This window comes from Promicromonospora citrea (assembly GCF_013004695.1).
Lineage (GTDB): Bacteria > Actinomycetota > Actinomycetes > Actinomycetales > Cellulomonadaceae > Promicromonospora > Promicromonospora citrea.
In genome coordinates this window covers 90,901-102,754 of record NZ_JABEMG010000001.1, presented here as the reverse complement: position 1 = coordinate 102,754, position 11,854 = coordinate 90,901, and the positions used below count along the sequence as shown (strand labels likewise).

The window sequence follows — 11,854 nt, the reverse complement described above, 5'->3', positions numbered from 1 at the left end:
CACCGTGACCGCAGCAGCCGACCCCGCGCCGGAACCCGAGCAGGGCCCGGCGGCGTCGGCCACCCCGGCGCGCAGCCTCGGCCGCAACTCGATCGTCATGGCGGCGGGAACTGCCGCGTCCCGCCTCGGTGGGCTCGTGCGCAACATGATGCTGGTCGCGGCCATCGGGTCGGTCGGCAGCGTCGCCGTCACCTTCGACGTCGCGAACAAGCTGCCGAACGTGATGTTCGCGATCCTCGCGGGCGGCGCGCTCAACGCCGTCCTCGTGCCGCAGATCGTCAAGGCGTTCCGCGCGCACAACGCGCAGGAGCGGATCGACAAGCTCCTCACCGTGTCGGCGCTCGGCATCCTCGTGCTCACGACCGTACTGACCGCCGCGGCGTCGTGGGTCGTCCTGGCGTACACGCACGGCCTGAGCGCCGAGGAGCTCGCGCTGGGGACGATCTTCGCCTACTGGTGCATCCCCCAGCTCTTCTTCTACGGCCTCTACACGCTGCTCGGGCAGGTGCTGAACGCGCGCGAGCAGTTCGGGCCGTTCATGTGGGCGCCCGTGGCCAACAACGTCGTGTCCGTCATCGGCTTCGGCGTCTTCCTGCTCGTCTTCGGCGGCGCGCCCGACCTCGGCATCAACGACCTAGACGGGTGGGACACGCCGCGCACCGTGGTGCTCGCCGGGACGGCGACCCTCGGCATCGTCGCGCAGGCGCTCGTGCTGCTCGTCCCGCTGCTGCGCTCCGGCTTCCGTTGGCACCTGCGCCTGGGGCTGCGCGGCATCGGGCTGCGCTCCGCGGGCTCCGTGGCGATCTGGTCGCTCGCCGCCGTGGTGCTCGAGCAGGCGGGCATCCTCTACCTGACCCGCGTCGCGTCGGCGGCCGGCGCCCTGAGCTCGGACGAGCACGCCATCGCGGGCAACGGGTCGTACACCCAGGCGCTCCTCATCTACCTGCTGCCGCACTCGCTCGTGACCGTGTCGATCGCGACCGCGCTGTTCACCGGGATCAGCAAGGCGGCGCAGGACGGCGACACCGCGCGCGTCCGCGGCGACCTCTCCCTCGGCCTGCGCACCATCGGGGTCTTCACCGTGTTCGCGACGGCCGCGCTCACGGTGCTGGCGGCCCCCGCGACGGCGTTCATCGTGCCGACGGCGGGCCGCGAGGGCACCGCGCTCATCGCGCCCGTGCTGGTGGCGCTCTCCTTCGGCCTGGTCCCGCTGGGCGGCATGGCCCTCATGAAGTGGGTCTACTACGCCTACGAGGACGGCCGGTCCGTCTTCTGGATCACGGTGCCCGCGACGACGTCGCTCGTCCTCGGGCTCGTGGCGGCGCAGCGCTGGCTGCCGGTCGAGACATGGGTGATCGCGGCAGGCGCGAGCTACGCGCTCTCGAACTGGATCACCGTGCTGCTCCGCACGCGCGGCCTGCGCACCAAGCTCGACGGCCGGCTCGACGGCGGCCGCATCCTCGCCCTGCACCTCAAGACGCTCCTCGCCGCGGTCGTGTCCGGCGGCGCCGGTTGGGCCGTCTACCAGCTCGTCGGCGGGTTCGATGCCCTGGTGTTCGGCCGGGGCTGGGTGCTCACCATGGTCAGCGGCCTCTGGGTCTCGGCGCTCTGCGGCGTCGTGATGGTGCTCGTCTACGTGGGCCTGCTCCGCCTGCTGCGCGTCCAGGAGCTCGACGGGCTGCTGCGACCGCTGGTGGCCCGGGTGCGGCGCCGCTGACGACACCGGCCGCCGTCGCGTCCCGGGAGAACTCCCCGGTCCGTGGCGGGTTCCGCGTAGCATGGCGACGGTGTGCGGCGTCCCGGGGCCGCACGTGCCGGTTGTCCCCCGAGCGAGCGAGGAGGTCCGCGTGAGCACCGTCGAGCCAGGCAGCGTGCTGGTCGAGAGGTATCGGCTCGACCGGCCGGCCACGACCGACCTCGCCGCGGCCACCGCCTGGGTGGCCCGTGACCTCATCCTGGACCGGGAGGTCCGCGTCACGCTCGTGACCGGCCCCTACGCGGGCGACGCCCTCGACTCGGCGCGGCGTGCCGCGCTCGTCACCGACCCCCGGCTCGTCCGGGTGCTCGACGCGGGCACGGACCCCGAGGAACGGCGGTACGTCGTGACGGAGCCGTACACGGGCACCACGCTCACCGAGATCGTCTCGAGCGGGCTGGTGGACGAGCAGCAGGCGCGCGCCGTCGTCGGCGAGGCGGCGTCCGCGCTCGCCGTCGCGCACGCGCGCGGCGTCCCCCACACCGCGCTGCGCCCGGAGGCCGTCCGCGTCGACGGTCACCAGGTCCGCGTCACCGGTCTGGGTCTCGACGGCGGCCTGGCGTCGGGCGACACGCTCAACGGTCGGCCCGCGCAGCTCGACGCCCAGGGCCTCGTCGCCCTCCTCTACTACGCGATGACGGCCCGCTGGCCGGGCCTCGACCTCGAGGCGGGCTGGATCGCGAAGGACACCCTGATCCCGCTGCCCGCGCAGCTCGACGCATCCGGCGCCGTGGCGCCGCTGTCCACGCTGGTTCCCCATGTGGACCCCGACATCGACGGCCTCGTGGCCCGGACGTTCGACGCGTCCGGCGGCTCCGGCGGTCCGATGAACCCCGACGACGTGACCACGGCCCTGGCGCCGTGGGGAGAGGTTTCCGTAGTGGCATCGCTGCCTGGATTCGTTCAGCCCGAGCCGGAGGGTCCGCGACGCCAGTCCATCGCCGACGCCTTCGGCGGCGAGGGGACACCGCCCGTCCGTCGCCCGGTCTCCGGCCGGATCGCACGGTCGGACGAGACGGTGGCGGACGTGGGCGCCATGCCCGCCGGCTACCCCGAGCCGCAGAACGACTACACCTACGAACCGCAGGCGTACGGCCAGCAGCACGCACCCGTGCCGCCCCCGCCCGACGCCACGCAGGCGTACGACCAGCTCGGCCGGCCCGTGGCCCCCGGGCAGCCGGGGTACGACCAGGCCGGGTACGCGGCGCCCGGCGCACCGCAGCAGCAGTACCCGCCGCAGTTCGCCCCTGCCGGGTACCCGCCGGAAGGCGGTGGCTACGAGGGCTACTACGAGCAGCAGCCGTCCGGCGGCTTCGCCACCCAGCCGGCCCCCAAGCGCGGCGGCGTGAACCCCACGCCCATCGTGCTCGGACTCGTGGGCGTCGCGGTGGTCGCGGGCCTCATCTGGGCGGTCAACGCGGTGCTCGCACCCGGCGAGGAGGTCATCGCCGACGCCTCGCCGACGCCGGCGGTGTCCACGCCGGCCGGTGGCGGCGAGACCGAGGGGGGCGAGGCGAGCACCGAGCCCTCGGCCCCGACCGAGACCGACGCCCGCCCCGTCATCGACTCGGCGGCGCTCCTGGGCACCCTCGACTGGGAGGGTCAGACGCTCGACCACCCCGAGGCCGTCGAGCGCGCGTACGACGCCGACCCGCAGTCGTTCTACTACACGACGACCTACCAGCGGGCCGCCTTCGGCAACTTCAAGGAGTACCTGGGTATGGAACTCAAGCTCCGGGAGCCCGCCTCCGTGACGAAGATCGAGCTGCTGACCAACACGCCCGGCGGCAAGGTGCAGATCCTGCGCGGCGGCGAGGGCGGTGAGGTGATCGCGGAGGGCTCCTTCGACAACACCACGACGTTCGACCTGGCCGAGCCTGTCGTCAGCGACTCGTTCACCATCTGGGTCACCGAGCTGCCGCAGGTCTCCGACGGGTTCCGGCTGGAGCTCAACGAGGTCGTGCTGAGCTGACCGCGCCCGCCGTCGTCGGCGGACCACGGACCGGGACGGCCCCGGGCGGACTCCCCCTCCTCGGGGGAGACTGTCCGGGGCCGTCCGCGTGTCCGCACGCGGGGGCCCTTCTATCCATCGAAATCTGTCGATATCGTGGCGAGACTCACGTCCGCGACGCCGCCGCGCGCGACGTCGGCTGGAACACTGGGGAGCGCTCACGTGTTGACGCGTGTGCCCATGGAACTCGAGGAGACCACCTTGACCGATCAGACCACCGCACCGGCCACCGCGACCACGGAGGCACCTGTGCACGACGTCGTCATCGTGGGGTCCGGCCCCGCGGGGTACACCGCGGCGATCTACGCGGCGCGTGCCGGCTTCGCGCCTGTCGTCGTCGCCGGTTCGGTCACCGCGGGCGGCGCCCTGATGAACACCACCGAGGTGGAGAACTTCCCCGGCTTCCCGTCCGGCATCCAGGGTCCCGACCTCATGGAGGCCATGCGCGAGCAGGCCGAGAAGTTCGGCGCCCAGGTGGTCTGGGACGACGCCGAGCAGGTCGAGCTCACCAGTGACGTCAAGACCATCGTGACCGGCGGCGGCGAGACCTACCGCGCCCGCACGGTCATCCTCTCCACCGGCTCCGCGTACCGCGAGCTGGGCCTGCCCGACGAGAAGCGCCTCTCCGGCCGCGGCGTCTCGTGGTGCGCCACGTGCGACGGGTTCTTCTTCCGCGACCAGGAGATCGCCGTCGTCGGCGGCGGCGACTCCGCCATGGAGGAGGCGACGTTCCTCACCCGGTTCGCCTCGAAGGTGACCGTGGTGCACCGCCGCGACTCGCTGCGCGCCTCGAAGATCATGGCCGAGCGCGCCACCGCGGACCCGAAGATCGAGTTCGCGTGGAACAGCGAGATCGCGGGCATCAGCGGTGACGACAAAGTCGCGGGCGTGAGCCTGCGCGACACCGTCACCGGCGAGGTGCGCGACCTGGACGCGACGGGCCTGTTCGTCGCGATCGGCCACGAGCCGCGCACCGACCTGGTCAAGGGCCAGGTCGATCTGGACGACAACGGCTACATCCTCGTCGAGGGCCGCAGCACGCGCACCAACCTCCCCGGCGTCTTCGCGTGCGGCGACGCCGTGGACCACACCTACCGCCAGGCGATCACCGCGGCCGGCTCGGGCTGCTCGGCCGCGCTCGACGCCCAGGCCTACCTCGACTCGCTGAACGACTGACAAGGAGATACGGATGAGCACCATCAAGGTCACCGACGACACCTTCAAGGCGGAGGTCCTCGACTCCGACATCCCGGTCTTCGTCGACTTCTGGGCCACCTGGTGCGGTCCGTGCCGCATGGTCGCACCCATCCTCGAGGAGCTGTCCGAGGAGTACGACGGCAAGATCAAGATCGTCAAGGTCGACACGGACGAGAACCGGCAGACCGCCGCGGAGTACGGCATCGTGTCGATCCCGACGCTCAACGTCTACAAGAACGGCGAGGTCGTGAAGTCGATCATCGGTGCCCGCCCCAAGCGCGCGCTCACCGAGGAGATCGACGAGGTCCTGGCGGGCTGACCGCCCCCTCCCGCCGAGGTAGTCACGTGGCGAGGTAGTCACCCGGCGTCGGCTGGGTGACTACCTCGCTGCATGTCTACCTCGCCACGTGACTACCTCGGCGGGGGTTCACCGTTTCGCCACGAACGGCCCTGGGTCTCCCGACCGCCGCGTGCCAGACTGGCAGACGTGAACGAGATGCCAGAGACCGCCGGAAATCGCCTCGACCCGTGGTTCGGATCGTACGCGGCGCGAGCGCACGGGATGCGCGCGTCGGAGATCCGAGCGCTCTTCGCGGTCGCGAACCGGCCGGAGGTCGTCTCGCTCGCCGGTGGCATGCCCTACCTCGAGGGACTGCCGCTCGAGGTCATCGCCGAGACCATGCAGCGGCTCATCGCCACCAAGGGCACGACGGCCCTGCAGTACGGCTCCGGGCAGGGCGAGGAGTCGCTGCGCGAGCACATCACCCAGGTCGTCGCTCTGGAGGGCGTGACGGCCCACCCGGATGACGTCGTGGTCACGACCGGCTCGCAGTCCGCGCTCGACCTTGTGACCCGCATCTTCGTCGACCCGGGCGACGTGGTGCTGACCGAGGCGCCGTCCTACGTGGGCGCGCTCGGCGTCTTCCGCTCCTACCAGGCCGACGTCGTCCAGGTGCCGCTCGACGCCGACGGGCTCGTCCCCGCCGAGCTCGAGGCGACCCTGACCCGTCTGACCGCGGAGGGCCGGCGGGTGAAGTTCCTGTACACCGTGCCCACCTTCCAGAACCCCGCCGGCGTCACCCTGACCACCGAGCGGCGCCCGCAGGTCCTGGAGATCTGCCGCCGGCACGGCGTCCTCGTCGTCGAGGACAACCCGTACGGCCTGCTCGGGTTCGACGACGAGCCGCTGCCCGCCCTGCGCTCGTACGACCCCGAAGGCGTGCTCTACCTCGGGTCGTTCTCCAAGACGTTCGCGCCCGGGTACCGCGTCGGCTTCGTCATCGCCCCGCACGCGGTGCGCGACAAGCTCGTGCTGGCGAGCGAGTCGGCGGTGCTCTCGCCCGCGAACGCGTCCCAGCTCGCCGTCGCGACCTACCTCGAGACGTGCGACTGGAAGGCGCAGATCAAGGACTACCGGGAGATGTACCGGGACCGGCGTGACGCGCTCGTCGCCGCGCTCGCCGAGCACCTCCCGGCCGCCACCTGGAACGTGCCGCGCGGCGGGTTCTTCGTCTGGGTGCGTCTTCCCGACGGCCTCGACGCGCGCGCGATGCTGCCGCGCGCGGTCACCGCGCGCGTCGCCTACGTGCCCGGCACGGCGTTCTACTACGACGGCAGCGGTGCCGACCACATGCGGCTGTCGTTCTGCTTCCCGACGCCGGAGCGCATCCGCGAGGGTGTGCGGCGGCTCGCCGGCGTGGTGAACAGCGAGGCCGAGCTGGTGCAGATCTTCGGGACGTCCGCGCAGCCCGACCCGGACGCCGAGGATGTCGAGGGCCCGGCGCCTGACCTCGCCTGATGCGCCTGGCTTGACGCACACGCCGGACGCCCGAGCCACCAGAACGGCCCGGGCGTCTGGCACGATGACTGCTTCCCGTTGTCCCCGACCGAGTGAGCTTCGATGACCCGTGCAACCCCCGTCCCCGGCGCGTCGGCGCCCGTCACCCGCTCCGGCGCCGACGGCCTCGGCCGCAGCCCGCTCGTCGTGGTTCTTGCGGGCGGCCTCTCGCACGAGCGCGACGTGTCGATCCGCTCGGGCCGGCGCGTCGCCGAGGCCCTGCGCTCGACCGGTCTGGACGTGGTGGTGCACGACGTCGACGCCGATCTCCTCGCCTTCCTGCGCACCACACGGCCCGACGTCGTCTGGCCGTTGCTGCACGGCGCCTCGGGCGAGGACGGCTCGGTGCGCGACGTGCTCGACATGGCGGGCGTGCCCTACGTCGGCACGGGACCACGCGCGAGCCGGACCGTCTGGAACAAGCCGATCGCGAAGGCTGCACTGCTCGAGGCTGGACTCGCGACGCCGGACTACGTCACGCTCCCCCAGAGCCTGTTCCGGGACCTCGGTGCGCAGCCGGTGCTCGACACGATCGTCGCGCACCTCGGGCTGCCGCTCGTGGTGAAGCCGACCGAGGGCGGCTCGGCGCTCGGCGTGAGCGTGGTGTCCCGTGCGGAGGACCTGCCACGCGCGATGGTCGGGTGCTTCGCGTACGGAGAGACGGCGCTCATCGAACGAGCGGTGGACGGCGTCGAGCTGGCGGTGAGCGTGATCGACGGGCCGGACGGCCCGGAGGCGCTGCCCGCCGTGGAGATCGTCGCCGAGAACGGCTACGACTACGGCGCGCGCTACGTGCCGGGCGAGACGGAGTTCTTCACCCCGGCCCGCCTGACGGCAGAGCAGGCGGCCCACGTCGCGGACGTCGCGGTGCGCGCACACGCGGCCCTGCGGTTGCGGCACCTCTCGCGCACCGACCTCATCCTGGACGCGGACGGGACGGCGTACGTCCTCGAGGTGAACGTCGCGCCGGGGATGACGGAGATGTCGCTGCTCCCCCAGGCCGTGGTCGCGAGCGGGCGCGACCTGCCGGGCCTGTACCGGTCTCTCGTGGAAACGGCGGTGCACGCTGTGCGCTGAGCGCCGGTGACGCCACGCACGGCCGAGGGCCGGCATCCTCTCCGGGATGCCGGCCCTCGTCGTCTGTTCTCTTCGTGCCCGACCGGGCACGTGGTGCTCAGTCCGCCGACGACGACTTGAGGAGCCCCTGCTCTTCGGGCGCCATGACCTGCAGGATTCGGTTGAGATCCTCGACGGACGCGAACTCCACCGTCATCCGACCCTTGGTCTTGCCGAGCGACACCTTGACCCGGGTCTCGAACCGGTCGGAGAGCCGCGTGGCCAGCTCGTCGACCGCCTCGCTCCGGGTGCCGGCACGCGGCGACTTCCGTGGCTTCGTGGAGCCGCCCTCCGACTCGGTGAGCATCACGATCTCCTCGGTGGCGCGCACCGAGAGCCCCTCGGAGACGATGCGCTGCGCGAGCCGCTCGATCTCCGCACCATCGCTCAGACCGAGCAGGGCGCGAGCGTGACCTGCCGAGAGCACGCCCGCAGCGACGCGGCGCTGTACCAGCGGAGGCAGGCGCAGGAGCCGCAGCGTGTTCGAGATCTGGGGCCGGCTGCGCGCGATGCGCGTCGCGAGCTCCTCGTGCGTGCAACCGAAGTCGTCGAGGAGCTGTCGGTAGGCGGCCGCCTCCTCGAGGGGGTTCAGGTCGGAGCGGTGCAGGTTCTCCAGCAGCGCGTCACGCAGCATGTCACCGTCATCGGTGTCCCGGACGATCGCCGGGATCGTCTCGAGCTCGGCCGCCTGCGTCGCGCGCCAGCGCCGCTCGCCCATGATGAGCTCGTACTCGCCCGGAGCGTCCTTGTCCGGACGCACGACGATCGGCTGCAGCACACCGATCTCCTTGATGGAGTCGATGAGCTCGTCGAGATCCCCCTCGTCGAACACCGTGCGCGGCTGCCAGGTGTTCGGGCGGATCGCCGAGACCGGGAGCTCAGCGAAGCGGGCACCAGGGACGGGAACCAGGTCGTCGGCCGTTTCACGTGAAACGGAAGCAGGGTCCTCCTGGTCGCGACCGAAGAATGCGTTGTCGAGCGCCGAGGCGCCCCCCTCCGCCGCGTCGTTCGCGACAGACAGGCGACCGCTCGCGATCGCCGAGTCCCACTTCACCGTGCTCGGCCGCGGACCAGAGCTCTTCGCCGGCTTCCGCTCCGCCGGGGCGTCCGACGGCGTCGTCGCGGTGTCGGTGTCGGCAGCCTGCCGCTCCGGGTCCGCCGGACGTTCCTCGACCACGGTCGCGACCGTGCCGCCCAGACCGGTGCTCGCGTCGTCGGGCTCACCGCGCCCCGCCCCGGGCGCCTGCTCGTCCAGCTCAGGACCCGTCGGGATCAGGGCACCCAGGCCCCGCCCGAGCCCGCGTCGCTTCGCACTCATCGTGTCTCCTCGTCGGTTCCGGTCCGGCGCCGCGCACGGACAGGGGTGGTCTCCATCGTCACGGTGCGCCGCGCGCCCCGTTCGTCACTGCCGAGCATCAGTCCTGCGCTCCGACGGTCTCCGCCTTCATCGCGCGTCGAGGGCTCGATCCTCCCTGACCCCGCTCAGCCAGCTCGCGAGACGCCTGGAGGTACGCCAGCGCTCCGGTCGACGTCGCATCGTAGGTCATGACCGTCTGGCCGTAGCTCGGTGCCTCGGAGATGCGCACCGACCGCGGGATGGTCGTCTTGAAGGTCTCCGCCGGGAAGTGCGAGCGCACCTCGCCGGCGACCTGCTGTGCGAGGTTGGTGCGCCCGTCGTACATCGTCAGGAGGATCGACGAGACGCGCAGCTCCGGGTTGAGGTGGGAGCGGATCAGGTCGATCGTCTTGAGCAGCTGGCTCAGACCCTCGAGTGCGTAATACTCGCACTGGATCGGGATGAACACCTCGCGGCCCGCGACGAACGCGTTCACGGTGAGCAGACCCAGGCTCGGCGGGCAGTCGATGAGTACGTAGTCGATCCGCTCCTCGCCAGCGGCCACACGGTCGGCGAGATACTTGTCGATCGCCTTGCGGAGCCGGGTTTCACGTGAAACGAGCGAGACGAGCTCGATCTCCGAGCCCGAGAGGTCGATCGTCGCCGGGACGCCCCACAGGTTGGGGATGTCGGGGCACGCCTGAACGGTACTGGCCAGGGACTCGCCTTCGACGAGGATCTCGTAGACGGACGGCGTCCCGGCGCGGTGCTCGATGCCGAGAGCCGTGGAGGCGTTCCCCTGCGGGTCGTTGTCGATCACCAGGACGTTGAGGCCGGACTGCGCCAGGCCGGCCGCGATGTTGACCGTGGTCGTCGTCTTACCGACGCCGCCCTTCTGGTTGGCCACGGTGATGATGCGAGTCTTCGGCGGTCGCGGGAACTTGCGACCCTGAAGCTCGATGCGTCGGCGAGCGTCCATGGCGAGCTCGGCGGCGACAGGAGTCGTGTCGTCAACGGCAGGGACGGTGGCGATGAGGGCGGACCTCCGCTCGTCATCGCTACCGTGCGGGCCGCCTGTGGGCTGCTGCGTGCCGTGGGCCGTCGGCGCAGGCCCGGACGTTTCACGTGAAACACCGGGAGCGGAGAGGCTCTGCACAGGAATCGGATCCGTCACGCGGACACTGTAATCGCTGGCCACACCATCTGGCTCGGCCTCCGCCGCGGTTTCAGTGTCGGAATGTGTGAATTCCCCGTCCACGTACGCCACCACCTCGTCGTCATCCATCTCGTCCGCCGTCGCCACCGGCCCGAGAACGGCGGGTGCGGCGTTCACCGCGGCGTCGAGCGCCTCGCTCGCGCGCCGGATCGCGTCCTCCGGGACCGGCCTGTTCGACGGCGCCTCCATGAGGTCCGGGTCGTCCGGGTCGACCGCCATCGTCGGCCACGCCTCGTCCGTGGCGTCCGGTGTGGGCGTCTCCTCCGGCGCGGAGGTCGCAGTGGTGGGCATCGCATCGCTCTCTGTCGTCTCTGCCGCCGTTGTCTCGACGACCGTGTCTGCACGGGGGCTCGCGGAGCCTTCCCCGCCCGCGAGCTCATCCACGTCGGTCGCGCCCTCTTCCGTGCCGGCGATTCCGCTGGTCGCACCGGTGCCCTGCGGGCCGATCGGTTCGCGAGGTTCCTCTGATCCTTCGCCAGGCCGAGCCCCGTCGGGGCGACCACCGTCGGCACCCGCGTGCTCCAGCGCGCTCCTGGTCTCGGCGTCGCCGCCCTCGGTGTCCTGTTCGCCGCCTGCGTCCGAGTCCGACGGCCGCGTCACCGCGTCGATCAGCTCGCTGAGCACCGCCGCGCTCTTGCCGTCGGCGCCGTCCTGACCCCAGACAGCGTCCCGAGGCGCACCCGGCGCCGGGGGCTGCTGCGGCGGCGCCATGTCCGCCGACGACACCACACCTTCTTCTGCCAGGACAGACCCCGGTGCACCCACCTGCTCGGCATCCCTCAGGGTCCCCGGCGCGCTCGACCCGTCCTCGCCACCCGTCCCAGTGACACGGACCGGCGCCTCGACGACATCGGCATCCTTCAAAGGCTCGGTCGTCGCCGCGTCCTCGTCCTCTGCCTCCCGGGGGTCGGGGGCGGAGTCGGCGGACTCCTGCGCTGCCTCGTGCCGCTGAGGATCGTCACCGCCCGGACCGCCTGAGAGCAGCTCCACGTCGAAGGACGTGATGCCGCCCTCCCCCTCCCTGGATCCGTCGGCCGCGGAAGAAGGCCGCACCTCGGTCAGGACGCCCCTTTCCGAAGCGGTCGTTCCGTGACCCACGGCCACGTCCGCCGAGACAGCCGGCGGCGCCACGCTCGACGTCGCGACTGCGGAACCGACCGTCACTTCCGACTCAGACGACGGACCGGACCGCGCGTCGGGCGCGAGCTCGCTCGCGGCGGGCGCGGGTAGGGACGAATCGGTCGTCGCTACCGGCGCAGTGGCGGCCGCTGCGGCCGCCGCGGCCTTTCGCTTGGACTTTCGTCTGAAGAAGCACACGCGTGCAACGCTACGGTCGCCGCCCTGCTCAGGCGTGTCGAAACGCCGACCCAAGGGCGATCAGTTCC

8 protein-coding genes are annotated in these 11,854 nt (G+C 71.6%); 6 read left to right on the top strand and 2 right to left on the bottom strand.

What is annotated here, in order from left to right:
• The first annotated feature begins 4 nt into the window (after positions 1 to 4).
• The 6 genes from murJ (at position 5) to HLB15_RS00480 (ending at position 7,878) form a co-directional block, all read left to right on the top strand.
• Positions 5 to 1,717, top strand: a complete 1,713-nt coding sequence (gene murJ, locus HLB15_RS00505) for a murein biosynthesis integral membrane protein MurJ (protein WP_229784926.1) — start codon at positions 5 to 7, stop codon at positions 1,715 to 1,717.
• Between the two features lie 130 nt (positions 1,718 to 1,847).
• A complete protein-coding gene (locus HLB15_RS00500; protein ID WP_171102591.1) occupies positions 1,848 to 3,728 on the top strand; it encodes a protein kinase family protein in 1,881 nt (626 codons plus the stop codon).
• A 219-nt stretch (positions 3,729 to 3,947) separates the two neighbouring features.
• Entirely contained in the window at positions 3,948 to 4,943 is a 996-nt protein-coding gene (gene trxB, locus HLB15_RS00495; protein WP_229784925.1) for a thioredoxin-disulfide reductase, read from the top strand.
• A gap of 13 nt (positions 4,944 to 4,956) precedes the next feature.
• Positions 4,957 to 5,283, top strand: coding sequence for a thioredoxin (gene trxA, locus HLB15_RS00490; RefSeq protein WP_171102587.1), 327 nt, complete (start codon positions 4,957 to 4,959; stop codon positions 5,281 to 5,283).
• Between the two features lie 177 nt (positions 5,284 to 5,460).
• Positions 5,461 to 6,762 carry an aminotransferase-like domain-containing protein gene (locus tag HLB15_RS00485; RefSeq protein WP_171102646.1) on the top strand — a complete coding sequence of 434 codons (1,302 nt, stop codon included), beginning with the start codon at positions 5,461 to 5,463 and terminating at the stop codon, positions 6,760 to 6,762.
• A 102-nt stretch (positions 6,763 to 6,864) separates the two neighbouring features.
• Positions 6,865 to 7,878, top strand: coding sequence for a D-alanine--D-alanine ligase family protein (locus tag HLB15_RS00480; RefSeq protein WP_171102585.1), 1,014 nt, complete (start codon positions 6,865 to 6,867; stop codon positions 7,876 to 7,878).
• Positions 7,879 to 7,975: 97 nt separating this feature from the next.
• On the opposite strand, the gene HLB15_RS00475 is transcribed toward HLB15_RS00480, so the two are convergent.
• Together HLB15_RS00475 and HLB15_RS24655 are read right to left on the bottom strand one after the other, a co-directional pair.
• A complete protein-coding gene (locus HLB15_RS00475) occupies positions 7,976 to 9,235 on the bottom strand; it encodes a ParB/RepB/Spo0J family partition protein (protein WP_171102583.1) in 1,260 nt (419 codons plus the stop codon).
• Between the two features lie 97 nt (positions 9,236 to 9,332).
• Entirely contained in the window at positions 9,333 to 11,786 is a 2,454-nt protein-coding gene (locus HLB15_RS24655) for an AAA family ATPase (protein ID WP_308424907.1), read from the bottom strand.
• Positions 11,787 to 11,854 lie beyond the last annotated feature (68 nt).